Source organism: Microbacterium sp. zg.B48 (genome assembly GCF_024623505.1).
In the GTDB taxonomy this organism is placed as follows: domain Bacteria; phylum Actinomycetota; class Actinomycetes; order Actinomycetales; family Microbacteriaceae; genus Microbacterium.
Genome location: NZ_JANJFE010000013.1, coordinates 213,552 through 239,280, shown reverse-complemented (window position 1 = coordinate 239,280; position 25,729 = coordinate 213,552). Strand labels below are relative to the sequence as shown.

At 70.3% G+C, this 25,729-nt stretch carries 25 protein-coding genes and 1 riboswitch; of the genes, 12 read left to right on the top strand and 13 right to left on the bottom strand.

Annotation, left to right across the window (positions count from 1 at the left end):
• Nucleotides 1-85 precede the first annotated feature (85 nt).
• From NQ152_RS11165 to NQ152_RS11145, 5 genes are all read left to right on the top strand, one after another.
• Entirely contained in the window at nt 86-1,327 is a 1,242-nt protein-coding gene (locus NQ152_RS11165; protein WP_257524011.1) for an extracellular solute-binding protein, read from the top strand.
• Nucleotides 1,328-1,477: 150 nt separating this feature from the next.
• On the top strand, nt 1,478-2,470 hold the full coding sequence (locus NQ152_RS11160; RefSeq protein WP_257524010.1) for a carbohydrate ABC transporter permease: 993 nt from the start codon (nt 1,478-1,480) through the stop codon (nt 2,468-2,470).
• Nucleotides 2,467-3,372: a carbohydrate ABC transporter permease gene (locus NQ152_RS11155; RefSeq protein ID WP_257524009.1), complete on the top strand. Its 906-nt coding sequence runs from the start codon at nt 2,467-2,469 to the stop codon at nt 3,370-3,372. Before NQ152_RS11160 ends, NQ152_RS11155 begins: the two co-directional genes overlap by 4 nt.
• 43 nt (nt 3,373-3,415) lie before the next feature.
• A complete protein-coding gene (locus tag NQ152_RS11150; RefSeq protein ID WP_257524008.1) occupies nt 3,416-4,366 on the top strand; it encodes an ROK family protein in 951 nt (316 codons plus the stop codon).
• Nucleotides 4,359-5,138, top strand: coding sequence for a glucosamine-6-phosphate deaminase (locus tag NQ152_RS11145; protein WP_257524007.1), 780 nt, complete (start codon nt 4,359-4,361; stop codon nt 5,136-5,138). The genes NQ152_RS11150 and NQ152_RS11145 overlap by 8 nt, the downstream gene beginning before the upstream one ends.
• Before the next feature lie 41 nt (nt 5,139-5,179).
• Here the strand turns inward: NQ152_RS11145 and NQ152_RS11140 are convergent, their stop codons facing one another.
• From NQ152_RS11140 to NQ152_RS11120, 5 genes are read right to left on the bottom strand one after another with little or no spacing between them, the layout of a single operon-like run.
• Nucleotides 5,180-5,581 (bottom strand): NUDIX domain-containing protein, encoded by a 402-nt coding sequence (locus NQ152_RS11140; protein ID WP_257503146.1) that lies wholly within the window; start codon nt 5,579-5,581, stop codon nt 5,180-5,182.
• The gene (locus NQ152_RS11135; RefSeq protein ID WP_257524006.1) at nt 5,578-6,969 is read right to left on the bottom strand and encodes an FAD-binding oxidoreductase; all 1,392 of its coding nucleotides are present in this window, start codon (nt 6,967-6,969) and stop codon (nt 5,578-5,580) included. The genes NQ152_RS11140 and NQ152_RS11135 overlap by 4 nt, the downstream gene beginning before the upstream one ends.
• A complete protein-coding gene (locus tag NQ152_RS11130; protein ID WP_257524005.1) occupies nt 6,966-7,352 on the bottom strand; it encodes a YrdB family protein in 387 nt (128 codons plus the stop codon). The genes NQ152_RS11135 and NQ152_RS11130 overlap by 4 nt, the downstream gene beginning before the upstream one ends.
• A gap of 42 nt (nt 7,353-7,394) precedes the next feature.
• A complete protein-coding gene (locus NQ152_RS11125) occupies nt 7,395-8,552 on the bottom strand; it encodes an N-acetylglucosamine-6-phosphate deacetylase (RefSeq protein ID WP_257524004.1) in 1,158 nt (385 codons plus the stop codon).
• A complete protein-coding gene (locus NQ152_RS11120; RefSeq protein ID WP_257524003.1) occupies nt 8,549-10,198 on the bottom strand; it encodes a beta-N-acetylhexosaminidase in 1,650 nt (549 codons plus the stop codon). The genes NQ152_RS11125 and NQ152_RS11120 overlap by 4 nt, the downstream gene beginning before the upstream one ends.
• A 168-nt stretch (nt 10,199-10,366) precedes the next feature.
• A riboswitch (ZMP/ZTP riboswitch) is annotated at nt 10,367-10,450 on the top strand.
• An 82-nt stretch (nt 10,451-10,532) separates the two neighbouring features.
• Here NQ152_RS11120 and glyA point away from each other — a divergent pair.
• Together glyA and NQ152_RS11110 are read left to right on the top strand one after the other, a co-directional pair.
• Nucleotides 10,533-11,807, top strand: a complete 1,275-nt coding sequence (gene glyA / locus NQ152_RS11115; protein WP_257524002.1) for a serine hydroxymethyltransferase — start codon at nt 10,533-10,535, stop codon at nt 11,805-11,807.
• Between the two features lie 94 nt (nt 11,808-11,901).
• The gene (locus NQ152_RS11110; protein WP_257503140.1) at nt 11,902-12,783 is read left to right on the top strand and encodes a bifunctional methylenetetrahydrofolate dehydrogenase/methenyltetrahydrofolate cyclohydrolase; all 882 of its coding nucleotides are present in this window, start codon (nt 11,902-11,904) and stop codon (nt 12,781-12,783) included.
• Nucleotides 12,784-12,798: 15 nt separating this feature from the next.
• On the opposite strand, the gene NQ152_RS11105 is transcribed toward NQ152_RS11110, so the two are convergent.
• From NQ152_RS11105 to NQ152_RS11090, 4 genes are all read right to left on the bottom strand, one after another.
• The gene (locus NQ152_RS11105; protein ID WP_257503139.1) at nt 12,799-13,866 is read right to left on the bottom strand and encodes an RNA polymerase sigma factor; all 1,068 of its coding nucleotides are present in this window, start codon (nt 13,864-13,866) and stop codon (nt 12,799-12,801) included.
• Nucleotides 13,863-14,243, bottom strand: coding sequence for a YciI family protein (locus tag NQ152_RS11100; protein WP_257524001.1), 381 nt, complete (start codon nt 14,241-14,243; stop codon nt 13,863-13,865). Before NQ152_RS11100 ends, NQ152_RS11105 begins: the two co-directional genes overlap by 4 nt.
• A gap of 99 nt (nt 14,244-14,342) precedes the next feature.
• Nucleotides 14,343-14,894 (bottom strand): hypothetical protein, encoded by a 552-nt coding sequence (locus NQ152_RS11095; protein ID WP_257524000.1) that lies wholly within the window; start codon nt 14,892-14,894, stop codon nt 14,343-14,345.
• 46 nt (nt 14,895-14,940) lie between these two features.
• The gene (locus tag NQ152_RS11090; RefSeq protein ID WP_257523999.1) at nt 14,941-15,738 is read right to left on the bottom strand and encodes a transglutaminase family protein; all 798 of its coding nucleotides are present in this window, start codon (nt 15,736-15,738) and stop codon (nt 14,941-14,943) included.
• Nucleotides 15,739-15,874: 136 nt separating this feature from the next.
• Here NQ152_RS11090 and NQ152_RS11085 point away from each other — a divergent pair, with 136 nt between their 5' ends.
• From NQ152_RS11085 to NQ152_RS11065, 5 genes are all read left to right on the top strand, one after another.
• Entirely contained in the window at nt 15,875-16,936 is a 1,062-nt protein-coding gene (locus NQ152_RS11085; RefSeq protein WP_257523998.1) for a LacI family DNA-binding transcriptional regulator, read from the top strand.
• A 52-nt stretch (nt 16,937-16,988) separates the two neighbouring features.
• Nucleotides 16,989-18,275, top strand: a complete 1,287-nt coding sequence (locus NQ152_RS11080; protein ID WP_257523997.1) for an extracellular solute-binding protein — start codon at nt 16,989-16,991, stop codon at nt 18,273-18,275.
• A gap of 19 nt (nt 18,276-18,294) precedes the next feature.
• Nucleotides 18,295-19,251, top strand: a complete 957-nt coding sequence (locus NQ152_RS11075; protein ID WP_257503133.1) for a carbohydrate ABC transporter permease — start codon at nt 18,295-18,297, stop codon at nt 19,249-19,251.
• Between the two features lie 161 nt (nt 19,252-19,412).
• Nucleotides 19,413-20,168, top strand: coding sequence for a carbohydrate ABC transporter permease (locus NQ152_RS11070; RefSeq protein WP_257503246.1), 756 nt, complete (start codon nt 19,413-19,415; stop codon nt 20,166-20,168).
• Between the two features lies 1 nt (nt 20,169).
• The gene (locus tag NQ152_RS11065; RefSeq protein WP_257523996.1) at nt 20,170-21,240 is read left to right on the top strand and encodes a glycosidase; all 1,071 of its coding nucleotides are present in this window, start codon (nt 20,170-20,172) and stop codon (nt 21,238-21,240) included.
• 15 nt (nt 21,241-21,255) lie between these two features.
• Here NQ152_RS11065 and NQ152_RS11060 read toward each other — a convergent pair whose 3' ends face one another.
• From NQ152_RS11060 to hpaE, 4 genes are all read right to left on the bottom strand, one after another.
• Nucleotides 21,256-22,059: an HpcH/HpaI aldolase/citrate lyase family protein gene (locus tag NQ152_RS11060; protein WP_257523995.1), complete on the bottom strand. Its 804-nt coding sequence runs from the start codon at nt 22,057-22,059 to the stop codon at nt 21,256-21,258.
• Complete coding sequence (hpaH, locus tag NQ152_RS11055; RefSeq protein ID WP_257523994.1) at nt 22,044-22,829, bottom strand: 2-oxo-hept-4-ene-1,7-dioate hydratase; 786 nt, start codon at nt 22,827-22,829, stop codon at nt 22,044-22,046. The genes NQ152_RS11060 and hpaH overlap by 16 nt, the downstream gene beginning before the upstream one ends.
• Nucleotides 22,830-22,966: 137 nt before the next feature.
• Nucleotides 22,967-24,127 carry a 3,4-dihydroxyphenylacetate 2,3-dioxygenase gene (gene hpaD, locus NQ152_RS11050; protein WP_257523993.1) on the bottom strand — a complete coding sequence of 387 codons (1,161 nt, stop codon included), beginning with the start codon at nt 24,125-24,127 and terminating at the stop codon, nt 22,967-22,969.
• Between the two features lie 34 nt (nt 24,128-24,161).
• Complete coding sequence (gene hpaE, locus NQ152_RS11045) at nt 24,162-25,721, bottom strand: 5-carboxymethyl-2-hydroxymuconate semialdehyde dehydrogenase (protein WP_257523992.1); 1,560 nt, start codon at nt 25,719-25,721, stop codon at nt 24,162-24,164.
• Between the last annotated feature and the right edge of the window lie 8 nt (nt 25,722-25,729).

The following is a 25,729-nucleotide window of genomic DNA, read 5'->3' as shown; positions in this document are numbered from 1 at the left end:
CCCCGGTCCGAACCGCAGGCCTGCACCATCCGGATGGGTCACCCGGCCCACCCAACATCGAGAGAAGAAGACGAAGGAACACACCATGAACAAGAAGCTCGGAGCCCTCGGGCTCCTCGGCGCGGCCGCCGTCGTGCTCGCGGGCTGCGCGGGAGGTTCGGGCACGGCGCCGTCGGATTCGGCGGATGCCGAAATCCGGGTCTGGCTCGTCGGCGCGGACACGCCGCAGGTAGCGCGGGACTACCTCACCGAGACGTTCGAGGAGGAGAACCCCGGATCGACCCTGGTCATCGAAGAGCAGACGTGGGAGGGACTCGTCGACCGCCTCACCACGAGCGTGTCCAGCTCGGACAGCCCCGACCTCGTCGAATTCGGCAACACGCAGGCGCCGGCCTTCACCTCGGTCGGCGCGCTGCTGGACATCTCTGACGAATTCGACGCGCTGGGAGGCGACGACCTGCTTCCCGGCTTCGTGGAAGCCGGTTCCTTCGACGGCAAGTTCTACGCCCCGCCGCTGTACTCGGGCGCACGGGTCGTCTTCGCCGATCCTGCCTTCGTCGCCGCGGCCCCGGCGAACCTCGAGGATTTCGTGGCGCAGGCCAAGGACCTCGCCGCGACGAACCCGGGCAAGTCGGGCTTCGCCTTCGCCGGGCAGGACTGGTACAACGCGCTCCCGTTCATCTGGGAGAACGGAGGCGAGATCGCCGTCGCGGACGGCGACACCTGGGACGCGCAGCTGAGCTCCGACGAGTCCGTCGCCGGGCTGCTGCAGGTGCAGGACCTCATGACCACTGCCTCGCTGGCGCCCAAGGACGGCGACAACGCCGAGCCGTGGACCCCCTACTGCGAAGGCCAGTCGATCCAGTTCTCCGCGCCCAACTGGGCGCTCGGTCTGGCCAGCGAGTGCGAGACGGCAACCCCGCCCGCAGCGCCCATGGTCTATGCACTGCCCGGCATGGACGGGGGCGCCGCCCAGGTGTTCGCCGGCGGTTCCAACATCGGCATCTCGGCGAAATCCGCTCACCCGGACCTGGCCAAGAAGGCACTGGCGATCATCCTCAGCGAGGAGTTCCAGACGATCTACGGCGAGAACGGGCTGATTCCGGCCAGGAAGTCGCTGGCCTCCACTCTGGGGGACACCCCGCAGGCGCAGGCCTTCACGGAAGCCGCCGGGAATGCCAAGCTGACCCCGGCATCGCCGAACTGGGCGGAGGTCGAGGCCTCGCGCGTCCTGGAGGACTTCTTCGTGAAGATCGCGCAGGGCGGTGACGTCCCGGCGTTGGCCGCCGACGTGGACACGAAGATCGAAGACATCCTCAACGGCTGACCGACTCAGGAGCGCCCGCACCGCAACCGGGCGGGCGCTCCGCCAGCCGGCGGCGGTGCAGGTCGACCGCCGGGCCGCCGACGGCCGGTCCGACCCGGGATCGCCACCGCCGGCCACCCGGACCCGCCCTCCTCACAAGAAAGAGCTGACATGTCCAGCGTCCGCGACGATCTCGGCCCGGCGGTGAGCGCGGTCGAGGGTGAGCGGATCCTGGCGCCCCAGCCTGCCCCGGCACCCGGAGCCAAGCGAGCCCGCCGGGCGGGCGGATTCACCCCGTACGCGCTGCTGGTGCCCTCCCTGGTCGTCCTGGCTGCGATCACCGGCTGGCCGCTGATCCAGCTGCTCATCATGTCGTTCCAGGAATTCGGCCGCGCGCAGATCTTCGGGGCGGCGCCGGAGTTCGTCGGTCTGGGCAACTACGCCGACGTGCTGACCGATCCGGAGTTCTGGCAGGTCCTGGCCCGGTCGGTCCTCCTCGCGGCCGTATGCGTGATCGTGACGATGATCCTCGGAATCCTGGTCGCACTGCTCATGAAGCGACTCGGCGCGGCGCTGCGCACGATGGTCTCGGTCGGGCTGTTGCTGGCCTGGGCGATGCCGCCGCTGTCGGCGACGATCGTGTGGGGCTGGATCTTCGACACGCAGTACGGCGTCCTCAACAACGTCCTGAGCCAATGGTTCGGACTGCCGTTCGCAGGACACTCGTGGCTCATCGAACCGCTCAGCTTCTTCTTCGTCGCGACGATCATCATCGTCTGGGGCGCGGTGCCGTTCGTCGCCTTCACCGTCTACGCCGGGCTGACGCAGGTCCCCGACGAGGTGCTCGAGGCCGCGCAGCTGGACGGCACCGGGGCGTTCACACGCTTCCGATTCGTCGTCGTCCCGTTCATCCGCCCGATTCTCGCAATCGTCACGATCCTTCAGGTGATCTGGGACCTGCGCGTGTTCACCCAGATCTATGCGCTGCAGTCGATCGGCGGCCTCGCCGAGCAGACGAACACGCTGGGCGTGTACATCTACCGGGTCTCGCTCGGATCCGGCGATTTCGGGGCCGGTGGCGCGATCTCGGTCATCGTCGTCCTGATGCTCGCTGTCGTGTCCGTCTTCTACGTCCGCCGAACCGTCAAGGAGGACGCACTGTGACCGCCCTCGCCCGCACCCGGCCGGCCGCGCCCGCGGCATCCACGACCCGTCGGGGCGGCCGCTCGCGGCGCCGGATCGGTTCGGTGCTGGCCGGAGCAGCCGGCATCGTGGTCTTCTTCGCCTCGGTGTTCCCGGTGTACTGGATGGTCAACACGTCCTTCCAGCCCAACGCGCAGGTGCGGGGCACGCAGCTGCACTTCTGGCCAGACAACGGCACAGTCGAGAACTACGTGGGCGTCATCTTCCACAACGAACGGGCACCGTTCCTGCCGGCGCTGCTGAACTCGCTGCAGGTCACGCTGCTCACGGTCGCCGTCGCGCTGGTCTTCGCCTTCCTCGCCGCCCTGGCCGTCACGCGATTCCGGTTCCGGTCCCGCGCCGCGTTCATCATCACGATCCTGCTCGTGCAGATGATCCCCGCCGAGGCCATGATCATCTCCACCTTCCGGCTGATCGACGGCTGGGCGCTGCTGAACACCGTGGTGGGTCTGTCCGCGGTGTACATCGCCACCGTCCTGCCGTTCACGATCTGGACGCTGCGCGGCTTCGTCAACGGCGTCCCGGTCGAACTGGAGGAGGCCGCGATGATCGACGGACTCAGCCGTGCGCAGGCGTTCTGGCGCATCACCTTCCCGCTGCTGGCGCCGGGGCTGGTCGCGACGGGCGTGTTCGGCTTCATCCAGGCGTGGAACGAATTCGTGTTCGCCCTGGTGCTGAACCCCCGGCCGGAATCCATGACACTGCCGGTGTGGCTGCGCACCTTCCTGGACCCGAACGGGGGGACGAACTGGGCCGAGCTGATGGCCGGGTCCACGCTGGTCGCGATCCCGGTCGTGATCTTCTTCCTGATCGTGCAAGGCCGGATGACCAGCGGGCTGGTCGCGGGGGCGGTCAAGGGCTGATGAGCGTGTCGCAGAGCGCCGGCCCCGGAACGGGGGCCGGCCGATGAGGATCGGGCTGGACATCGGCGGGACCAAGACCGATGCCGTCGCCGTCGATGCGACGGGCGCGATCGTCAGCCGCCTGCGGCTGCCGACGGGATGGGGACCGGATGCCGTGATCCGGACTCTGCTGCACGCCGTGCGCACCCTCGCCGCGGAAACCGCCGCGAGCGGGCCGATCGAGTCGGTCGGAATCGGCATCCCGGGGCAGGTCGAGCCGGGAACCACGCGGGTGGTCCACGCCGTCAACCTGGGCGTCCAGGAGCTGGACCTGGTCGGGGCCGTCGGGCGGCAGCTCGGGGTGCCGGTGCGCGTCGAGAACGACGTGAAGGCGGCCGCGTTCGGCGCGCACGCCCTGCACACGAGCCGGAGGGGGTCCGCGGCCGGCTCGCCGGGGTCGATGGCGTACCTCAATCTGGGCACCGGGGTCGCCGCAGGCATCGTCGCCGACGGGGAACTGTGGCGGGGAGGACGGGGAACGGCCGGAGAGGTCGGGCACATCTCGATAGACCCGCGCGGGCCGCTGTGCCGCTGCGGCCAGCGCGGCTGCATCGAGGCGCTGGCCGGCGGCGGTGCCATCGCAAAGCGGTGGGGACGACCGGCGGTGCTTCCGGTCCGCGACGTCTTCGACGCCGCCGAGGCCGGCGAGCCCGTCGCGCAGCAGTTGCGGGCGGGACTCGCGTGCGGTGTCGCTGCGGCCGTTCGGGTCCTGGTCCTCACTGCGGATGTGGACCTGGTCGTGATCGGCGGAGGCGTCTCGGGGCTGGGTGGGCGGCTTCTCGCGGATGTGGCGGGGGAACTGGCGGCCAGCGCCGAGGCGTCGCCGTTCATGCGCTCGCTGCGGCTCGAGCAGCGGATCGAGCTGCTGCCCACCGGCTCGCCGGCTGCGGCTCTGGGCGCCGCCCTGGTCGGGGCGCCGCGCGGCTCGCGGGAGGGGAGACCGGCGTATGGCTGAGGTCGTGATCGTTCCGGATGCCGCCACCGCGGGCGGCATCGTCGCCGAGGAGATCGCCCGGCTGATCCGGCGGGACCCGCACACCGTGCTCGGGCTCGCGACCGGGTCGACGCCGCTCGTGGTCTACGAGGCGCTGCCCTCCCGGCTCGCCGGGGTGGACGTGTCCCGGGTCCGCGGGTTCGCCCTGGACGAATACGTCGGACTGGCCCCGGATCACCCGCAGAGCTACCGGTCGGTCCTGCTTCGGGAGGTGGTCCGGCCGCTGGGGCTGGACGCTGCGCACGTGCGGGTGCCGGACGGCGCGGGCGAGGGCATCGCGCACGCCGGAGAGGATTACGAGCGTGCGCTCGTGGACGCCGGGGGTGTCGACCTGCAACTGCTCGGAATCGGCACGGACGGCCATATCGGCTTCAACGAACCCGGTTCCTCGTTCGCCTCGCTCACCCGGGTCAAGACCCTCACCCGACAGACGCGGGAAGACAACGCGCGCTTCTTCGACTCGATCCACGACGTTCCGCGCCACTGCATCACGCAGGGTCTCGGCACGATCCTGCGCGCCCGGCATCTGGTGCTGCTGGCGTTCGGTGAAGGCAAGGCCGCCGCCGTCGCGGGCGCCGTCGAGGGTCCGATCACGGCGTCGCTGCCCGGTTCGGCGATCCAGCTGCACCCGCACGCCACCGTCGTGGTGGACGATGCGGCGGCATCGCACCTGCGCTTCGCGGACTACTACCGGTATGCCTTCGCGAACAAGCCCGCCTGGCAGGGGCTCTAGGGCAGGAGAAGGTCACCGGCAGCGACCGCCGGCCGAGGCCGTCAGCCCCAGGCGAGGGCGAGCAGGTGATCCAGACTCAGCGGGGCCAGTTCCATCGCGGCGACGTCGCCCGGTGTGATCCACCGCAGTTCGGCGATCTCAGCCCGCGCCGACAGCTCGGCCGGCTCGGCCGTCGTGCGGAATGCCGCGGCGACGACCCGGTGTCCGGGCTCGTTGGCGGCGTCGGCCTCGAACGTCCCGAGCGGTTCCAGGTCGTCGGGGGCCACCACCAGCCCGACCTCCTCGTGCAGCTCCCGCGAGAGCGCCTCGGCGGCACTCTCGCCGTGTTCGGGCTTGCCGCCGGGCTGCATGAAGACCGAGGTCCCCTGCTTGCGCACGACCAGCACCCGCCCGGCGGCATCCGTGATCACGGCGGCGCTGACGAAGATGAGCGGAGCCGTCACGGCGCGAACACCTTTCCGGGATTCAAAATGCCGAGCGGGTCGAATGCGCGTGTGATCCGACGCTGCAAATCCCACTGGTCCGCGCCCAGCTCATCGGCCAGCCATCGGCTCTTGAGCACACCCACGCCGTGCTCGCCGGTCAGCGTGCCGCCCAGGCGGAGAGCGGCGCGGAACAGGTCGTCCGCGGCATCCCAGATGAACGCCGGCACCTCGACGATGCCGGCGGCATCGGGCTGCGCCGCGAACACGAAGTTCGGGTGCAGGTTTCCGTCCCCCGCGTGCGCGACGGTCGGGATGGCGACGCCGTGCTCCCGCTCCACGCGGGCGATCTCGTCGAACATCGCCGGCAGCGCGCTGCGGGGGACCGAGATGTCCTCGATCAGGGCGGTGCCGAGCGTCTCCATGGCGGGGTGCATCGAGCGACGGATCGTGAGCAGACGCTCGCCCTCCTCCCGGTCGCGCGAGACGATCACCGTTCCGCCGGCCGCCCGCAGCACCGCGGCGATCGCGTCGCACTCGGCGACGGCCGCAGGCCCATCGGTCTGGATGGTCAGCTGAGCGGCGCCGGGCGTCGGCCGATCCAACCGGAGCAGGGCGTGGACCGCCGCGAGGGACGCGGCATCCATCAGTTCCATGATCGCCGGCTGAACACCGGAGGCGGTCACCGCGGCAGACGCTTCGGCCGCTGCCCGGACACTCCCGAAGGTCGCGGCGAGGGTGCACACCTCACCGGGAACGAGCCGGCGCAGCTTCAGCGTCGCGCCGACGACGACCCCGAGGGTGCCTTCGGATCCGATGACGAGCGAGGTCAGATCCAGGCCGGTCACACCCTTGACGGTGCGATGGCCGAGCTTCAGCAGCCGCCCGTCGGCCAGCACCAGATCCACGCCGAGCACGGCATCGCGGACCACGCCGTATTTCGCGCACAGCAGCCCGCCCGCGCCGGTGGCGATGTTCCCGCCGACGGTCGAGATCGCGCGGCTGGCCGGGTCCGGCGCCCACCACAGGCCGTGCTCGGCGAGGACGGCGCTCAGGTCGGCGTTCAGGATGCCCGGCTCGACGACCGCGAGCAGGTCGTCCGGGCGTACCTCGAGGATGCGGTCCATGCCGCGCAGGGACAGTGCGATCTCACCGGCACCCGCATTCGCGGCGCCGGCCAGCCCGGTTCCGGCGCCGCGCGGGACGACCGGCGTGCGGGTCGCGGTCGCGATCCGCAGGGTCGCCTGTACGTCGGCGACCGAGTGCGCGTGCACGACCGCGAGCGGGGCTCCGGATGCCGCGTGGCCGGACTTGTCGGCGCGTGCCCCTTCCCGTGCCGCCTCCGACGTGTCGACCCGGTCACCGAGAGCGGCGCGCAGCAGACCGACGACGTCGGGCTCGGCGCTCACGCGAGTCGTCGCCGCCCGGCCAGGACGCCGGCGGTCACCGCGACCACGCCGGAGACCAGCCCGACCCACGTCAGGCCCAGACTCCACCAGGCCAGCGTCGCGGACACGTAGACCAGGAGCTCGACCACGGCGCGGACGAACGGGTGCACCTCGAACACCGCGCGGGGGGAGACGAACAGCGCCCAGGTCAGGATGGCCAGCACGGGCGCGCCGATTCCGATGACGATGTTCCACGGGAACTGCCATGCGGCGAAGCCCCAGATCGCGAGGCTGATGAAGGCGAACAGCTCGCAGAGGAGCGCCAGCACGTCGATCGCGGAGAGGGGGGCGCGAGTGCCTGGCTCGCGGGGAGCGGCCGGCCGCACGCGGGGACTGTCGGACATGCGTCCATTCTACGGCGGGCCGTGCACCGCCCCGCGGGCTCCTCAGTCCCGGATGCCGCCCGTCCACACCGCGACCGTCTCGAGCGCGCGCGAGAGCAGGACCGCATCGGCCGTCATGCCGGCGCGCAGCGATCCGAGGTGGTGGGCGCGACCGACGGCCCGCGCGGGCACTGCGGTGAGGGCCGCCACCGCCTCGGCCAGCGGAACCCCGGCGGCCACGGCGCAGCGCAGCGCGGCATCCTGCGTCAACGTCGAACCGGCGATCGCTCCGCCGCCGGAGAGCCGGGCGATGCCGCCCGCGACGTCGACTCCGAGCGATCCGAGCGTGTAGCGTCCATCGCCGCTGCCCGCGGCCGCCATCGCATCGGTGACCAGCGCGACCCGCCCGGGGGCGAGGGCGAAGGCGATGCGCACCAGCGCGGGGTGCAGATGCACACCGTCTGCGATCACCTCGAGCGTCACCCTGGGGTCGGACGCCGCGGCGGCGACTGGACCCGGATCACGGTGATGCAGGGGCGGCATCGCGTTGAAAGCGTGGGTGAGGATCGTCGCACCGGCGTCGAACGCCGCGCGCGCCAGATCGAAATCCGCGCCGGTGTGTCCGACGGCCGCTACCGCGCCCGCGTCGACCACCATCCGGATCGCATCGAGTGCGCCGGGCAGGTCGGGGGCGATGGTCACCTGCCGGATCGTGCCCCGGCCCGCCGACAGCAGGCCCGTCACGGTGTCCGCATCCGGCGGGCGCAGCAGCGTGCCCTCGTGGGCGCCCCGGTATCCGGCGGACAGGAAGGGGCCCTCGAGGTGCGAGCCGAGGATGTCCGCATCCGTCTGCATCAGGTCCGCGACCATCGCCGCCCGCCGCTGCAGCGTCTCGGGCGGGGCGGTCACCAGCGAGATCACCGCGCGGGTGGTGCCGTGCGCGCGGTGCAGCGCTCGCGCGGCCCGGATGCCGTCCGGCCCGTCGTCGTAGGACTCGCCGGCGCCGCCGTGGCCGTGGATGTCGATGAAACCCGGGGTCAGCGTCGCGCCGGCTCCCGCGGCGCGCTCCCCGTCGCAGACGACATCGCCCGGCTCGGCGAAGCTGCGCCATTCGTCGCCGGCGCCGCGGGCGATCACCCGGTCCGCCTCGAAGCGCACCCATCCGGACTCCACGATGCGCCCGGCATCCACCAGCCGGACGGAGTGGATGAGCGTGCTCACTCGGTGCTCCACGGGATCTCGCCGGAGGGATGGAAGCGGATGCCCAGGCTCTTCCACAGCGGTCCGAGCGTGCCCACGCGCGATCGGAACGACTCCCACGTGCGAAGCTCGCCGTTCTGTGCGGACCAGGCCACCTCGGCCGCAGCGGCGATCCGCGGGAAGGCCATCCGATCGATGTCCTCCAGCGTCCGGATCGTCTCGGTCCACATCGGCGCCTCAACGCCGACGATGTCGTCCTCGCCCACGCCGGCGAGGATCGAGGTCGGCTCCCACGAATAGGCGCGCTCGACGCTGGTCGGGCCGTTCGCCCAGATGAGCCCCAGCGGGCTGGCCGGGTCGTCCTTCATGTCCAGGTACACGGCATCGGCGGGGGAGAGGATCACGCCGGCGGCATCGCGGGCGAAGGCGCGCGCCGCGTCGTCCATCCCGTCGGCGGGGGTCGTGAACCCCCAGTACTGGCCGACGGTGCTCGGGTCGATGCCGCCCGCCGCACCGGCCTCGTGCCAGGTCACCGGGATCTTGCCCAGATCCGCGACGATGCCGGTGGCGCGTGCCATGAACAGCGCGAAGTCACCCGGATCGGTGCGCAGTGCCTCGTCTCCGCCGATGTGCAGATACGGCCCGGGGGTCATCGCGGCCAGCTCTCCCACCACGTCGGCGACGAAGTCGTAGGTGGCCTCGTCGCGGATCTTCAGCGATGAGAATCCGACGTCCGTGCCGGTGTAGGGGACCGCTGCCGGCGGCGGCGCGTCCTCGTGGCCGGGGGGATGGTCCGGGTCGGGCGGCTCGACCAGGTCCGGGTAGGCCAGCCCGACGGCGTGCGTGTGACCGGGCAGGTCGACCTCAGGGACCACGATCATGTGCCGGGATGCCGCGTACCGAACGATCTCGCGGTAGTCCGCCGTCGAATAGAAGCCGCCGACGTCGCCGCCCACCGCGGTCCCGGCGGCGAACTCGGTCAGCCTCGGCCGCGAGTCCAAGTGGATGCGCCAGCCCTGATCGTCGGTGAGATGCAGGTGCAGCGCGTTGAATTTCAGCGCGGCGGCCCGATCGATGTACGCCTTGACGGTCTCGACGCCGAAGAAGTGCCGCGCCACATCGAGCATGACTCCGCGATACCCGAAGCGGGGCCGGTCGGCGATCCGCACGGCCGGCACGGCGAAGCCGGAGCGGTCCCGGACGATCAGCTGCCCCAGCGTCTGCACGCCGTAGAACAGTCCGGCCGCGTCCGTGCCGGTGACCATGACGGATGCCGCCTCCGCGGTGAGCCGATACGACTCGGCGGGCGCGCCGGGCTCGATGCGCAGCTCGACGGCGGGGCCGCTCGCGCGGGGCGTGGAGGCACTGTCGGGAGCCCGGGGTGCACTCTCCGGAGCGGAGGAGGCACTCTCGGGAGCGGGGGGTGCACTCTCGGCAGCGGAGGCTGCACTCTCGGGACCGGAGGAGGCACTGTCGGGAGCGGAGGGGGTGGGCGCGTCCACGGTGACGCCGGTGCGGGCCGTGAGGATCGCGGTGAGAGCGGCGGCGGCATCCGCGTCTCCCAGGATCCGGACCCGGCCGTCGATGCGGAACGGCGCAGCGGTGGCATCCGCCGCGATCGAGAGCGGTGCGGGGACGACGCCGAACGAGGGGGCGGGTGCTGACACGGTGGCTCCATTCTGGGCGGCGGCCGGGCACCCCGCCACCGGCGCACGCACCGGTGTGACCGGCACCGCGCACTCGGTCCGACGGGCGGGCTGTAAAGACTCCTAACAAACCGGGTCTCCAGCGTACCGGCCACGCCCCGCAACCGCACGGACCGGCATCCGTTATGCTCGAAATGTCGCGACTGGCGTTGAGGTGGGTAACCACCAGGGAGCGACCGACACGGCACTCGACCGTACGCCTGGGTCGATGCGTATTTCGATACGTCCGCCTCGCGGACTACTCAATAACCGCTTTCCGAACGGAAACCGGACGCGCCGCAGTCAAGGAGACGCCATGACCGACCATTACTTCAACGCGCCGCTGGCCGAGGTCGACCCGGAGATCGCGCAGGTGCTCGAGCGCGAGCTGGAGCGGCAGCGCGGGTACCTGGAGATGATCGCCTCCGAGAACTTCGTGCCGGTCTCGGTGCTGCAGTCCCAGGGGTCGGTGCTGACCAACAAGTACGCCGAGGGCTACCCCGGCCGCCGCTATTACGGCGGCTGTGAAGAGGTCGACGTTGCGGAGGAGCTCGCCATCGAGCGCGCGAAGTCCCTCTTCGGAGCGGCATTCGCCAACGTCCAGCCGCACTCCGGTGCCACCGCGAACGCGGCCGTGCTGCATGCGATCGCCCGCCCCGGCGATACTCTGCTCGGGCTGTCCCTGGACCAGGGCGGCCACCTCACCCACGGCATGAAGATCAACTTCTCCGGCCGCCTGTTCAACATCGTCGCGTACGGCGTGGACCCGGAGACGTCGCTCGTCGACATGGACGAGGTGCGCCGCCTGGCGATCGAGTTCCGTCCGAAGGTCATCATCGCGGGCTGGTCGGCGTACCCCCGACAGCTGGACTTCGCCCGTTTCCGCGAGATCGCCGACGAGGTCGGCGCGCTGCTGTGGGTGGACATGGCGCACTTCGCCGGTCTGGTCGCCGCCGGGCTGCACCCCAGCCCGGTGCCGCACGCTCACGTGGTCTCCTCGACCGTGCACAAGACGATCGGCGGCCCGCGGTCCGGCTTCATCCTGACCAATGACGCCGAGATCGCCAAGAAGATCAACACGGCCGTGTTCCCTGGCCAGCAGGGCGGGCCGCTGATGCACGTCATCGCGGCCAAGGCGACGGCGTTCAAGCTCGCCGCCACCCCCGAGTTCAAAGAGCGCCAGGAGCGGGTCCTGCGGGGAGCCCGGATGCTCGCCGAGCGGCTGTCCCAACAGGACGTGAAGGATGCCGGCATCGCCGTCCGCTCGGGCGGCACCGACGTGCACCTCGTGCTGGTGGACCTGCGCGACGCCCAGATCGACGGCAAGCAGGCCGAAGACCTGCTGCACGAGATCCACATCACGGTCAACCGGAACGCCGTGCCCAACGACCCGCGCCCGCCGATGATCACTTCGGGCCTGCGCATCGGCACGCCGGCCCTGGCCACGCGCGCATTCGGGGACGCGGAGTTCGCCGAGGTGGCGGACATCATCGCCTCCGCGCTGCTGCCCGACGCCGACGTGTCGGCGCTGCGTGCGCGCGTCGCGAGGCTGACCGCGCAGTTCCCGCTGTACCCGGGACTCGTCCAGTAGATCGCCTGCGCGTTTGCCCCGGGCGCATACCTACGGGCATAGTGATACGACAAGCTTTGCGAGCCCCGCTCGCGCAACTCCGGAGGCGACAACGATGACCGCACAGAAACTGGACGGGGTCGCCACTGCGGCGGCCATCAAGGATGAGCTGCGCGCACGCGTGGCGGCCCTGGCCGAACGGGGGATCGTCCCCGGCATCGCCACGGTGCTGGTCGGAGCGGATCCCGGCTCGCAGCTGTACGTGGGCATGAAGCACCGCCAGTCCGAGGCGATCGGCATGAACTCGATCCAGGTCGAGCTGCCCGCGGATGCCACGCAGGAGCAGGTCGAAGCGGCCATCGACGCGCTGAACGCCGACCCCGCCTGCCACGGCTTCATCGTGCAGCTCCCGCTGCCCAAGCACATCGACACCGACGCGATCCTGGAGCGGATCGACCCGGACAAGGACGCCGACGGACTGCACCCGACGAACCTGGGGCGGCTCGTGCTCAATGTCAACAGCCCGATCACCTCGCCGCTGCCGTGCACGCCGCGCGGTGTCATCGAACTCCTGGTGCGCAACGGGTACGACCTGACGGGCAAGCACGTGGTCGTCGTGGGCCGCGGCGTCACCATCGGGCGCTCGATCGGCCTGCTGCTGACCCGCCGCGAGTTCAATGCCACCGTCACGCTGACCCACACCGGCACCGTCGATGCCGGCCAGTACCTGCGCCAGGCCGACGTGATCGTCGCCGCGGCAGGAGTCAAGCACCTCATCACCGCGGCCGATGTCAAGCCCGGCGCAGCCGTGCTGGATGTCGGTGTCACGCGCGAGCAGGACCCCGAGACGGGCAAGGCCAAGGTGCACGGCGACGTGCACCCCGACGTCGCAGAGGTCGCGGGCTTCCTCTCGCCGAACCCCGGCGGAGTCGGTCCGATGACCGTCGCGCTCCTGCTGATGAACGTGGTCGAGGCTGCGGAGCGCAGCGCCGCCTGACCCGGCGGCTCGCGGTCACCGACGCGCTTGGGCAGCGGCCAGGGCAGCGCGCGCGCCGCTGGTCGGGGCGATGGCGACCAGCCCGCGGTACAGCTTCACGAGCGTTTCGGCATCCAGAACGCCGGTGCGCGCCCGGTCGCAGTGCACCGCCTGGATCGCCGCCTCCAGCTGGAAGCGACCGAGTGGGTCGCCCAGCGCCGTCGCCCGGCGCAGCAGCGATCTGCCCTCCGCGATCAGCTCCGCGTCCCACTCGCCGGGGTCCTGCTCGTCCAGCGGCGGCCAGGGCCGGGCCGCGCGTGCCGGGGCGCGCGACTGGGCGAAGGTCAGCAGCGCGGCCAGACCCCACGCCTCGGGCTCGGTCTGCAGCAGGCTCGCCAGCAGGACCGCGAGCCAGCGTGCCTCGTCGGCGATCGAGTCCCGTATGTCTCGCGCGTCCGTCACCGGTGGCTCGAGCCAGTCGATCGCGTAGGCGCCGTACACGGCCTCCAGCACTGCGCTGAGGCGATCGGGCATGTCGCCGCGGGACGGGACGACGAACGGGATGCCGGCGTCCCGGATCCGCCGCTTGGCCCGCACCAGCCGCTGCGCCATGGTGGCCGGCTCGACGGCGAAGGCGCGCCCGATCTGCGCGGCGTCGAACCCCAGGGCCGCCTGCAGCATGAGCGGCGTGCGGATGCCGGGATCCACCGCCGGATGGGCGCACGCGAAGAGCAGCTCGAGCCTCTTGTCGGGAATGCGCTCGCGGTCCGCGAGCACCGCGCCGGCATCCCGATCGTCCGTGCCGAGCATGCCCTCCAGCAGCGGCGCGCTGGTGCGCGCAGCGGATGAGCGCAGCAGATCACGCAGACGGTTGCGGGCCACGATGACCAGCCACCCTTCGGGGTTGTCCGGGATGCCGCGGTCCGGCCACGAGCGGAGGGCCTTCTCGAACGCGTCCGACAGGGCGTCCTCCGCGAGCGCGACATCGCGGGTGGCGACAGCGATCACCGCCAGGATGCGGCCGTACGAATCGCGTGCGATGCGCTCCGCGGCAGCGCCGGCGGCACCCGCGCCGCCCTCCTCCGCGGGGTGGCCGGCGGTCATCGGTAGTCGAACGGCGTCCAGGCTCCGTCCACGAACCGGGTGCCCGAGGGGCGGATCTCCACGGCGCCCCAGTTCACCGACGGAGCCTTGCCGGCCCATCCGATCGCCTGGTCGAGGTCGTCCACCTCGATCACGAACGTCCCGCCGAGCTGCTCCTTCGTGTCGGCGTACGGGCCGTCCTGCACGCGCAGCGGCTCGCCGCCGCGCACCGTGGTGGTCGCCGACGACGGCTGCAGGACCTCCGCCGAGCGCAGCACGCCGGCTGCATCCAACGCCTTCGCGTAGTCGTCGAACTCGCGCATCCCCTCGGCCAGAGCGTCGGGTCCGAGATCCGCCGCGCTCATCTCGGGGTAGTGCAGCAGGAGTGTGTACCGCATGCGTTCGGTCCTTCCTCTATCGGGCTGTCGTGCATCGACCGTCTGATCGGCCGTGACACCCCTATGACGATCCAGGGGAGCCGCGATCGACAGCGCCGATCAGTCCGTGCCCAGTTCGTCCAGCATCCGGCGCTGCTCCTCGGTCAATCCGTCCTGCAGCTCGCGTCGGGCCGCGGCGGTGTCGCGCGACGGGATCGCGGCGGGGGACGGGGGGATGCCGGCGTCCCGCCCTCCGGTGGCCCGGTCGTAGAGCGCACCGGCGGAGCTTTCCACCCGGTCATCGATGGTGTCGTAGATCGCCCAGCCGACCAGGAGGATCACCGGCGGCAGGATGTACCCCCACAGCCATCCGCCGACGCTCACTGCGGAGAGCACGACGGTGAGGATCCACACGATGAGCGCCACGACGAAGACCACTGCGCCCTGCACGAGCTTCTCGCCCACGCGCGTGCGCCGACCCGCGGACCTTGCGACCATGCCCCGGAACGCCCGATGGATCAGCGGTTTGACCCAGATGGTCAGCGCCGTGAGGATGACGCCGGCCCACAGGGCGGACCAGCCCACGCGCGCCGGGGTGAGCCAGCCGATCACGAGCAGGACGACCACGTTGAACACCAGGAGGGAGAGGAAGCGCACGACCCATTTCTTCATGCCTGATACGTTGCCACGCGCCACCGAGGCGCGCCACCGCGGCGCCTCAGCGCATGCGGACGAGTTGGGTGAGGTCGTCGTTGGGCAGTTCGTCCACGATCGCCATCACCTCCAGGTCCACCAGGTCGGCTCGCCCGGACACGACTGTCAGGAACGCAGAGTCCGCGGCGTCACGGCCGGTGGCGATGCGCACCAGAGTCGAGCGCGGTGCGAGGGTGGTCGCATCCACCACGTGCCAGCCGTCGTTGACCCACGCTTCGGCCACCGCGTGGAAGTCCATGGGGAACAGTCCGGGCGCGTACACCGACACCACGCGCGCGGGCACGTTCAGGGCGCGCAGCAGGGCCACGGTGAGGTGGGCGTAGTCCCGGCACACCCCCTGCCGCGCCAGCAGCGTCTGCGTCGCGCCATCGGTGGGCAGACTCGAACCGGTCACGTAGACCAGGTGCGTGCCCACCCAGGACGAGACAGACGAGAGCAGCTCGGCCGGATCGGTGATGCCGCCGAACTCGGCGTACGCGGTCGGCCCCAGGGTGTCCGATTCGGCGTACCGGCTGGGTCGGCGATAGGTGATCAGGTCGGTCGGGCTCGCCACCGTCGAGGACGCGTCACCCTGGATGGAGGCGTCGTACGAGGCCACCAGGCGGCCGACGGGGCTGTTCACCCTGTGCAGGCGGGTGCCGTGCGCATCCGCGAGGGACTCGTACGTCAGCGGGACGCCGTCGACGCTGAACGCGATGTGCTCGGTGACGGGGGTGTGGTGTCCGCTCACGGCCATCGAGAAGACCAGCTCGGCCGGCTCGGTCACGTCCAGTTCGATGCGGCTGGCGACGTCTCTCTTCATCGGTCCAGAGTGCCATGTCCGCGTGTCGCCGGGGTTACGCGGGCAGTGCCTGTCGACATTCCGGGGAGGATGCGGTACTTTGCTCTCTAAACCGATCAACTAAACCGGTTTAGATCATCGAAGGCAGCGTAGCCGCATGGGTGAACCGCAGGGGGACCGGGCACGACGCCCGACCATCGCCGACGTCGCGCAGCGCGCGGGCGTCAGCAAGGGGCTCGTCTCGTTCGCCCTCAACGATCGCCCGGGGGTGAACGTCGCCACGCGTGAGCGGATCCTCGCGATCGCCGCGGAGCTGGGCTGGGCGCCCGATCTGCGCGCGCGCTCCCTGAGCACGAACCGCTCGTTCGCCCTCGGACTCGTCCTGCAGCGCGACACCGCCATCGTCGCGGGGGATCCCTTCTTCCCCGCCTTCATCGCGGGCGTGGAGCGCGAGCTCTCGACGGCGGGGCAGGCACTGGTCCTGGCGTCGGTGCCCTCGCCCCGTCGCGAAGCGGACACCTACCGCAAGCTCGCATCCGAACGGCGCGTCGACGGCGTCTTCCTCGCCGACCTGCGCGGTGGCGACGAGCGGCTGGAGCTCGTGCAGTCCCTGGGACTGGCGGCTGTCACGCTGGGGCATCCCGATGTCCCATCGCCGTTCCCCGCCGTGTCGGTGGACGACATCGACGGGGTGGTCGCCACCGTGGCGCACCTCGTCGAGCTCGGCCACCGGTCGATCGCGCACGTTGCCGGCTCCCCCGAGATGCTGCACGCGCGCCGCAGGCGCACGGCATTCGAGCGCGCCTGCGAGGACCGTGGCGTGGCGCACCGGGTCGTGGACACCGACTTCAGTGCGCGGCAGGGGGGTGAGGCCACCCGTGCTCTGCTCGCGGACGCCGCGCGCCGCCCCACCGCGATCTGCTATTCGAACGACGTGATGGCAATGGCGGGGATCGCCGTCGCGCAGCGCGCGGGCCTGTCCGTCCCGGGCGACCTGTCCATCGCCGGCTTCGACGACAGCGAGCTCGCCCGGCACGTGTACCCCTCGCTCACCTCCGTCGCGACGGACGCCGTCGAGTGGGGGGCGGCCGCGGCGCGCACGCTCCTGGCCGCGATCGCCGGCGACGCGATCGACGACTCCGAACTCGCCCCCGCGCGTCTCGTCGTGCGCGAGTCCACCGGTGCGGCACCCGCACCACCGCGCGACATGCCCAGGTGACCGGGCGGCTCAGGACGCGACGGACGTCGCGTCTGGATGGAAAGGAAGAACGATGCGAAGAAGCATGACGATCGCGGCATTCGCCGCCGCCGGGGCTCTCACCCTCACCGCGTGCGGCGGTGGCGGCGGGGGAGGCGGCGACGCCCTGGACGCCCGGGGCGACATCACCATCTGGTACTCGAACAACGAAGCCGAGATCCAGTGGGGCAAGCAGATGGTCGAGGCGTGGAACGCCGAGCACCCGGATGAGCAGATCAAGGCGCAGGAGATTCCGGCGGGCGACAGCAGCGAGGCCGTCATCAGTGCCGCGATCACGGCCGGGAACGCGCCCTGCCTGATCTTCAACACCTCGCCGGCCGCCGTCCCCCAGTTCGAGAAGGCCGGCGGGCTGGTATCGCTGTCCAGCTTCGAGGACGGCGACGACTACATCAACGCGCGCAGCGGCGACAACGCGGCGCAGTACGCCTCCGCGGACGGCGAGTTCTATCAGATGCCGTGGAAGTCGAACCCGGTCGTGATCTTCTACAACAAGGCCATGTTCACCGCGGCGGGTCTGGACCCCGAGGCGCCCGCCCTGGCCACGTACGACGAGTTCCTCGACGCCGCGCGCACGCTGACCGCGTCCGGGGCGGCTCCGTACGCGATCTACCCCTCACCGGCGAGCCAGTTCTTCCAGTCCTGGTTCGACTTCTACCCCCTGTACGGGGCGGAGACGGGGGGAACGCTTCTGGTCGAGGACGGCGAAGCGACCTTCGACTCCGACGCCGGCCAGGCCGTTTCGGAATTCTGGGCGACCATGTACGAGGAAGGGCTCGCCGGGCAGGAGGAGTTCAACGGCGACTCGTTCGTCGCCGGCAACTCCGCCATGACGATCGCCGGTCCCTGGGCGATCGACTACTTCGGCGACGACGTCGACTGGGGAACCGTGCCCGTGCCGACGTCCTCCGGAACGCCGGCCGAGGAGACCTACACGTTCAGCGATGCCAAGAACGTCGGCCTGTTCTCGGCCTGCGAGGCCAAGGGCACCGCGTGGGACGTGCTCAAGTTCGCCACGAGCGAGGAACAGGATGGACAGCTCCTCGAGCTGACCGGTCAGATGCCGCTTCGTGAGGACCTCACCGGCGCCTATCCCGACTTCTTCGCCGCCAACCCCGCCTACGAGGTGTTCGGCGACCAGGCCGGCCGCGTCGTCGAGGTGCCGAACGTCGCCAACTCGATCGAGGTGTGGCAGACCTTCCGGGACGCGTACTCCCAGGCGGTCATCTTCGGTGAGGGAGAGATCCCGTCGTTCCTCACCGACACGGCGGCCGAGGTCGACGCCCTGGTCGCCCAGGGCTGACGGTCGGACGGGCTCGATCATGTCCTCCGCCGTCGCGGAGCCGAAGACGGAGTCGGCCGGGTCCGGCGCGCAGCATGCGCGTTCGGCCCGGCGCCGGCGCCGCATCCTCGGCCAGAATCCGCTCGGGATCCTGCTCAGCGCTCCCTACCTGGTCTTCATCGGCGTCGTCTTCGCCTTCCCGCTGATCTTCGCGGTATGGATGTCGTTCCACGACTATTTCTTCGCTGCGCCGGGCGCCGATGTCGAACGCGAGTTCGTCGGCTTCGACAACTTCATCGCCGTGGCCACCGATCCGGCCGTGTGGCGCTCCTTCCTGAACGTCGGGGTCTTCCTGATCATCAACGTGCCGCTGACCGTCGTGCTCTCGCTGCTGCTGGCCACCGCGCTGAACCGGGTGGTGCGTGCGCGCCTGTTCCTGCGCGTCAGCTTCTACGTGCCCTATGTGACGGCATCCGTCGCGGTCGTCGGGGTGTGGCTGTTCATGTTCAGCGGCGGCGGGCTGGTCAACCAGGTGCTCGGGCCGCTGGCTCCCGATCCGTCCTGGCTGATCAACCCGTTCCTGGCCATGCCGACCATCGCCTTCTTCGTCACCTGGAAGCAGCTGGGATTCTTCATCCTGCTGTACCTGGCGGCCCTCCAGGCGGTGCCGAAGGAGCTGTACGAGTCGGCCGCCACTGACGGTGCGGGAGCGGTGCGCACGTTCTTCTCCGTCACAGTGCCGGGGGTCCGGTCGGCGACGCTGCTGGTGCTGCTGCTGGCGACGATCACCGGCGCCAACCTGTTCACCGAGCCGTACCTGCTCACCAACGGCGGCGGACCGAACGGCGCATCCACGTCCCCGGTGCTGCTGATGTACCAGAAGGGTCTGGAGCAGGGCAATCCGGATGTGGCGGCCGCCATCGGCGTGATCCTCGTCGTGCTGGTGCTCGCCCTGGCCCTGATCGAGCGCAAGCTCGTCGGAGATGAGGAGTCATGACCACCGGCACACGCGCAGACGCGCGCACCCAGGGCACACGCGCAGATCCGGGAGCCCACGTCGCGCCGAGCCGCGGCGGTCATCCCGGTCGCGGCGGGGCGATCGCACGCTGGGTCGTGCTGGCCCTCGGGGCGCTGCTGTTCCTGTTCCCCTTCTACTACATGATCATCGGCTCGCTGCAGACCAAGCCCGACCCGACTCCGGCGGGCGCCTTCCCGAATCCGGCGAACATCACACTGCAGAACTACGTCGAGATCAACGAGCGCATCAGTCTGCTGTCCGGCCTGGTCAACTCCGGCATCTTCACCGGCGGAGTGATCCTGTGCACGGTCGTGTTCGGGGTCCTGGTCGGCTATGCCCTCTCCGTGCTGCACTGGCGCGGCCGCGGGGTGACCTTCTCGATAGCGCTGCTGGTCCAGATCGTCCCCTTCCAGCTGCTGATGATCCCGCTCTACGTGCTGATCGCTCGGGATTACGGACTGGCCGACACGCACCTGGGCATGATCCTGCCGTTCGCCATCAACTCCGCGGCGGTGCTGATCTTCCGGCAGTACTTCATGCAGGTGCCGCGCGCGCTGTTCGATGCTGCCCGCATCGACGGGGCGAGCGAGATGCGCGTGCTGTGGAGCGTCGCCCTGCCACTGGTGCGACCGGCGCTGCTGACCGTGGTGCTGCTCACGTTCATCGGGCCGTGGAACGAGTTCCTCTGGCCGTTCCTGATCACGAAGGACCCGTCGCTGCAACCGTTGGCCGTTTCGCTGGCGAACTACATCACCACGGTGGCCGCCTCGGCATCCAACCCGTTCGGTGCGATCCTGGCCGGCGCTGTGGTGCTGGCCATCCCCGCGGTCGTGCTGTTCGTGATCTTCCAACGTCAATTCCAGAGCTCGGACATCGGGTCGGGCGTGAAGGGCTGACATGACCACCGCAGACCTGCCCACCGTGCCCTACCGGCTGACGCGGATCGGCGTGATCATGAGCCCGCGGGGGGACGATCCCCTCGAGCAGGAGGGGATCCTCAACCCCGCGTCCGGGCGCGGTGCGGACGGGGAGCTCTACCTTCTGCCCCGGATGGTCGCGGCGGGCAACGTGTCCCGCGTCGGGCTGGCCCGCGTCCTCGTCGAAGACGGGGTGCCGGTCGGCGTCGAGCGCGAGGGCGTGGTGCTGGAGCCGGACCGCTCCTGGGAACGGGGCGTCGGCAATGCCGGCGTCGAGGATCCGCGGGTCACGTGGATCGACGAGCTGCGTCTGCACGTGATGACCTACGTCGCGTACGGACCGCTGGGTCCGCGCACCGCGCTGGCCGTCTCCGAGGACCTGCGCGAGTGGCGTCGGCTGGGCCCGGTGCTGTTCGCGTACGACGATGCCCTCGACATCGATCTGAACCTGTTCCACAACAAGGACACCGTGTTCTTCCCGGAAGCTGTGACCGCGCCGGACGGGACGCGCAGCTTCGCGGTGCTGCACCGGCCGATGTGGGATCTGGGTGAGACCAGGCCAGGGCAGGGTGTGGTGGTGCCGGCCGGCGTGACCGATGAGCGACAGTCGATCTGGATCAGCTACGTTCCGGTCGAGGCGGTGCGCGCGGACCTGGCCGCGCTCACCGTGTGGGGGCAGCACCGGTTCCTGGCCGGACCCGTGTTCGACTTCGAAGCCACCAAGATCGGGGGAGGTCCGCCGCCGCTGCGGGTCCCGGAGGGCTGGCTGCTGCTGCACCATGGAGTGACGGGGCGGATCGAGAACGCGTTCGCGCAGCAGCAGAATGTGCACTACGCGGCCGGGGCGATGCTGCTGGACGCGGATGACCCGTCCGTCGTGATCGCCCGGACGCCGGAGCCGCTGCTGTCCGCCGAAACCGACGACGAACGCGGAGGAACCGTCCCGAACGTGGTCTTCCCGACCGCGGTCGAGGAGATCGAGGGGGTCCGCTACGTCTTCTACGGCATGGCGGATTCGAAGATCGGCGTCGCGCGACTGGACCACACCTGACGGCCGGCCCCCGGGTCAGTACGACGTGCGCTCGCCGGTGCCGTCGTCGGAGATGAACCGGGCCGCCAGGCCCTCGGAACCACGGGCGAGCAGCGACACATCGGCACCGACCAGGACGAACGACGCGCCCGCGGAGAGGTAGCGGTCGGCCACCATCGGGTCGAACGCGTTCACCCCGACCGGCTTGCCCGCACCGCGGACGACCTCGAACGTGCGCAGAACGGCCGCCTCCACGTCCGGATGGCTCTGCTGGCCGAGCGCGCCCATCGACGCGGCGAGGTCGGACGGTCCCACGAAGACACCGTCCACGCCCTCCACCGCGGCGATCTGAGCCGCGGCATCCACACCTGCGGAATTCTCGATCTGCACGAACAGGGACACGTGCTCGTGGGCGTTCTGCAGGTAGGCGTCCACGCGGTTCCATCGGGCGGACCGGGCCAGCGCGGATCCGACGCCGCGCGAGCCGAGCGGCGGGTAGCGCACCGCCTCGACGGCGGCCCGTGCCTCAGCCGCGGAGGACACCATCGGCACGAGGATGTTCTGCGCGCCCAGATCCAGCACCTGTTTGATGGTGACGAGATCGTTCGTGGGCACCCGGACCAGCGGTGTCGACGGATACGCCGACACCGCGTACAGCTGGGCGAGCGTGGATTCCAGGCCGTTGGGGGAGTGCTCCATGTCGATCAGCAGCCAGTCCAGACCCGCGTCGGCGCAGATCTCGGCGACCAGGGGCGATCCGGAGCAGACCCACATTCCGGCGAGCGGGCGGGATGCCGCGGCCAGGCGCTCGCGGAAGGTGGCGGCTAGCTGAAGCGGCATGTGATGGTTCCCATCGGTCCGTAGTCGCACAGCACCGTGTCGCCCCGCGAGACCCACAGGGGCCGGGTGAACGATCCGGCGAGGATGATCTCGCCGGCCTCCAGGCGGGTGCCGTGCTGGTGGAGCTTGTTCGCGAGCCAGGCCACACCCGTGGCGGGGTGGTTGAGCACCCCTGCGGCGACGCCGGTCTCTTCGATCGTCTCGTTGCGGTACAGCAGGGCGGACACCCAGCGCAGGTCGATCTGATCGGGGCGCATCGGGATGCCGCCGAGGACCATGCCGCCGTACGCGGCGTTGTCGGAGATCGTGTCCACGATGGTGCGCCCCTCCAGCTCGATGTGCGAATTGAGCACCTCGAGGGCGGGGGTGACGTACTCGGTGGCGCGCAGGACGTCGATCAGCGTGCAGCGCGGTCCCTCCAGCGGTTCGCGCAGCACGAACGCGAGCTCCACTTCGATCCGCACGTTCGAGAAGTCATCGAACGGGATCGTCGCCCCGTTGTCCCACACCGTGTCGTCGAACATCACCCCGTAGTCGGGCTCGCTGATGCCGGTCGCCTGCTGCATCGCCTTCGAGGTCAGGCCGATCTTGCGGCCGACCAGCCGCCGGCCCGCGGCGAGGTTCGTGTCGCGCCAGACGCCCTGGATCGCGTAGGAGTCCTCGATCGTCGCGTCCGGGTAGCGGGCGGTGATCCGCGGGATCACGCTGCGGGTGCGGCCCGCCTCGGCCAGCTCCTCGGCGATCGCCGCGATCGTCGTGTCATCCAGCATCCGTCATCCTCCGTCGCGCTGTGGGTGTGGCAGTCGGTGCCCCCGCGCCCGCCCATGTCCCACTATTCACTGTCTGGGGGCTCCAGAAGCTGTCTAATCGGGACACGGGCTGGCTGGGGCGGGGCGGGGCGGGCCGGTCAGAGCTGATTGCCCAGCTTGTACTCGCCCTGCTTCCAGCTCGGCAGCTCCTCCGGCGCGTCGGACGGACGCGTGTACGAGAAGCCGTCCGCGCCGATCGTGACGGCCATCTCGCTGGCGTCGGTGCGCGCGAGGACCGGCTGCGGATTGCCGTCCAGGTCCAGCACGAGCGAGGCCTCGGTGTACCAGGACGGCACCACCGGGGTGCCCCACCAGTCGCGGCGCTGGTTGTCGTGGACGTCCCACGTGACGACCGGATTGTCCGGGTCGCCGGTGTAGTAGTCCTGGGTGTAGATCTCCACGCGGTGCCCGTCCGGGTCGCGCAGGTACAGGTAGAACGCGTTGGAGACCCCGTGACGGCCGGGTCCCCGCTCGATCCGATCGGACATGCGCAGCGCGCCGAGCGTGTCGCAGATCGCCAGGATGTTGTGCTTCTCGTGCGTCGCGAAGGCGACGTGGTGCATGCGGGGCCCGTCGCCGCCGGTCATGGCCGTGTCGTGCACGGTCGGCTTGCGGCGCATCCACGCGGCATAGACGATGCCCGCGTCGTCCTGGATGTCCTCGGTCACGCGGAACCCGAGGCTCTGCATGAAGTTCACGGCGCGAGGCACGTCCGGGGTCACCTGGTTGAAGTGGTCCAGGCGCACCAGCTCCCCGGGGGTGTGCAGGTCGTAGCGCCAGGACAGGCGTTCGACGTGCTGGGTGTCGTAGAAGAACTCGTACGGGAAGCCCAGCGGGTCCTCGACGCGCACCGAGTCGCCGATGCCCTTCGTGAAGCCGTCGGCGCGACGCTCGACTCGGCAGCCGAGCTCCTCGTAGAACGCCACCGCCCGATCGAGATCCGCCGGGGTGCGAACGCGGTACGAGAAGGCGGCGACGGCCGCGACCGGTCCCTGGCGCAGGACCAGGTTGTGGTGGATGAACTCCTCCGTGGAGCGCAGGTAGACCGACTCGGAGTCCTCCTCCGTCACGTGCAGCCCGAGCACATCGACGTAGAACGCGCGAGAGAGCCCGAGGTCGGTGACGACGAGCTCCATGTATGCGCAGCGCAGGATGTCCGGCGCGGGCGACGCCGGCGTCGGGATGGGGTCGTCGGTGTGGATCGGGGCTTCCTGCGAGACGAAGAAGCCGGAGGAGGTGAGGGTCTTGTCAGTGGTCATCAGAGCGTCCTTGCCTGGGTGTCGGTCGACGCGATCAGCGCGGGTCGGGATCGTCGAGGTCGTTCGCGTCGTGGTGCTCCGCCTTGCCGAAGGTCGGGTTGTGCGCCGCGCCGAGGGTGATGTGCACGGCCTGCTGGTCGGTGTAGAAGTCGATCGAGCGGTAACCGCCCTCATGCCCCAGACCGGACGCCTTGACCCCGCCGAACGGGGTGCGCAGGTCGCGCACGTTGTTCGAGTTCAGCCACACCATTCCCGCTTCCACCGACTGTGCGAAGGTGTGCGCGCGCTTCAGGTCGCTGGTCCAGACGTAGGCGGCCAGGCCGTACTTGGTGCTGTTGGCCAGCGCGAGCGCTTCCTCGTCGGTGTCGAAGGGGGTGATCGCCACGACCGGTCCGAAGATCTCCTCCTGGAAGATGCGCGCATCCGCCGGGACGTCCGCGAACACGGTGGGTGCGACGAAGTTGCCGGTCTCGAAGCCCTCCGGCCGGCCGCCGCCCGCGACCAGGCGTCCCTCGGACTTGCCCAGCTCGACGTAGCCCATCACCTTGTCGTAGTGCTCCGGGTGCACGAGCGCGCCGACTTCGGTCTTCGGATCGTGCGGGTACCCGACGATCACTCGGGACGCCTGAGCCGCGTAACGCTCGACGAACTCGTCGTAGACCTCGCGCTGGACCAGGATGCGGCTGCCGGCGGTGCAGCGCTCGCCGTTGAGCGAGAAGACTCCGAAGATCGTGGCGTCCACGGCGGCTTCGAGGTCGGCGTCGGCGAACACGATCGCCGGCGACTTGCCGCCGAGCTCCATCGACAGTCCCTTCAGGAACGGTGCGGCGTTGCCGAAGATCAGCTGGCCGGTGCTGCTCTCTCCGGTGAACGAGATGAGCGGGACATCGGGATGCTTGACCAGTGCGTCTCCGGCATCCTCGCCGAGGCCGTTCACCAGGTTGAACACGCCCTGGGGCAGTCCCGCCTCTTCGAAGATGCCGGCCCACAGCGAAGCGGACAGCGGGGTGAACTCGGCCGGCTTCAGCACGACCGTGTTGCCGGTGGCCAGCGCCGGGCCGAGCTTCCAGGACTCGAGCATGAAGGGCGTGTTCCAGGGCGTGATCAGGCCGGCCACGCCGATCGGCTTGCGGTTGACGTAGTTGAGCTGACGGCCGGGGACTTTGAAGGCGTCATCGGTCTGGGCCACGATCAGGTCAGCGAAGAAGCGGAAGTTCTCCGCCGCGCGGCGGGCCTGGCCGAGTGCCTGCGTGATCGGCAGCCCAGAGTCGAACGACTCCAGCTCTGCCAGGCGGGCGTCGCGGGATTCGACGATGTCCGCGACCCGGTGCAGGACGCGCGAACGGTCGCGGGGCAGCATCCGGGGCCAGGGACCCTCGGTGAACGCGCGCCGGGCGGCGGCGACGGCGCGGTCGATGTCCGCCTTCTTGCCCGCGGCCGCCTGCAGGTAGGTCTGGTTGGTGACCGGGTCGAGGACGTCGAAGGTGTCCCCGTCGGCACTGTCGACGAACTGCCCGTCGATGTAGTGCTGGATGCGGGTGGGCAGGTCGGCCGGGACGCGGTGGGCCTGCACGCTGGTGGCGGTGTCGGTCATGGATTACC

Bases quoted from the DNA above. Each gene is read 5' to 3' on its own strand.
- hpaE (WP_257523992.1), bottom strand. From the start codon at position 25,721: ATGACCGACACCGCCACCAGCGTGCAGGCCCACCGCGTCCCGGCCGAC.
- NQ152_RS11150 (WP_257524008.1), top strand. From the start codon at position 3,416: ATGAGGATCGGGCTGGACATCGGCGGGACCAAGACCGATGCCGTCGCC.
- NQ152_RS11165 (WP_257524011.1), top strand. From the start codon at position 86: ATGAACAAGAAGCTCGGAGCCCTCGGGCTCCTCGGCGCGGCCGCCGTC.
- NQ152_RS11075 (WP_257503133.1), top strand. From the start codon at position 18,295: ATGTCCTCCGCCGTCGCGGAGCCGAAGACGGAGTCGGCCGGGTCCGGC.
- hpaH (WP_257523994.1), bottom strand. From the start codon at position 22,829: ATGCTGGATGACACGACGATCGCGGCGATCGCCGAGGAGCTGGCCGAG.
- NQ152_RS11100 (WP_257524001.1), bottom strand. From the start codon at position 14,243: ATGCGGTACACACTCCTGCTGCACTACCCCGAGATGAGCGCGGCGGAT.
- hpaD (WP_257523993.1), bottom strand. From the start codon at position 24,127: ATGACCACTGACAAGACCCTCACCTCCTCCGGCTTCTTCGTCTCGCAG.
- NQ152_RS11130 (WP_257524005.1), bottom strand. From the start codon at position 7,352: ATGTCCGACAGTCCCCGCGTGCGGCCGGCCGCTCCCCGCGAGCCAGGC.
- NQ152_RS11095 (WP_257524000.1), bottom strand. From the start codon at position 14,894: ATGAAGAAATGGGTCGTGCGCTTCCTCTCCCTCCTGGTGTTCAACGTG.
- NQ152_RS11060 (WP_257523995.1), bottom strand. From the start codon at position 22,059: ATGCCGCTTCAGCTAGCCGCCACCTTCCGCGAGCGCCTGGCCGCGGCA.
- NQ152_RS11105 (WP_257503139.1), bottom strand. From the start codon at position 13,866: ATGACCGCCGGCCACCCCGCGGAGGAGGGCGGCGCGGGTGCCGCCGGC.
- NQ152_RS11080 (WP_257523997.1), top strand. From the start codon at position 16,989: ATGCGAAGAAGCATGACGATCGCGGCATTCGCCGCCGCCGGGGCTCTC.
- NQ152_RS11160 (WP_257524010.1), top strand. From the start codon at position 1,478: ATGTCCAGCGTCCGCGACGATCTCGGCCCGGCGGTGAGCGCGGTCGAG.
- NQ152_RS11070 (WP_257503246.1), top strand. From the start codon at position 19,413: ATGATCATCGGCTCGCTGCAGACCAAGCCCGACCCGACTCCGGCGGGC.
- NQ152_RS11090 (WP_257523999.1), bottom strand. From the start codon at position 15,738: ATGAAGAGAGACGTCGCCAGCCGCATCGAACTGGACGTGACCGAGCCG.
- NQ152_RS11065 (WP_257523996.1), top strand. From the start codon at position 20,170: ATGACCACCGCAGACCTGCCCACCGTGCCCTACCGGCTGACGCGGATC.
- NQ152_RS11085 (WP_257523998.1), top strand. From the start codon at position 15,875: ATGGGTGAACCGCAGGGGGACCGGGCACGACGCCCGACCATCGCCGAC.
- NQ152_RS11145 (WP_257524007.1), top strand. From the start codon at position 4,359: ATGGCTGAGGTCGTGATCGTTCCGGATGCCGCCACCGCGGGCGGCATC.
- NQ152_RS11110 (WP_257503140.1), top strand. From the start codon at position 11,902: ATGACCGCACAGAAACTGGACGGGGTCGCCACTGCGGCGGCCATCAAG.
- glyA (WP_257524002.1), top strand. From the start codon at position 10,533: ATGACCGACCATTACTTCAACGCGCCGCTGGCCGAGGTCGACCCGGAG.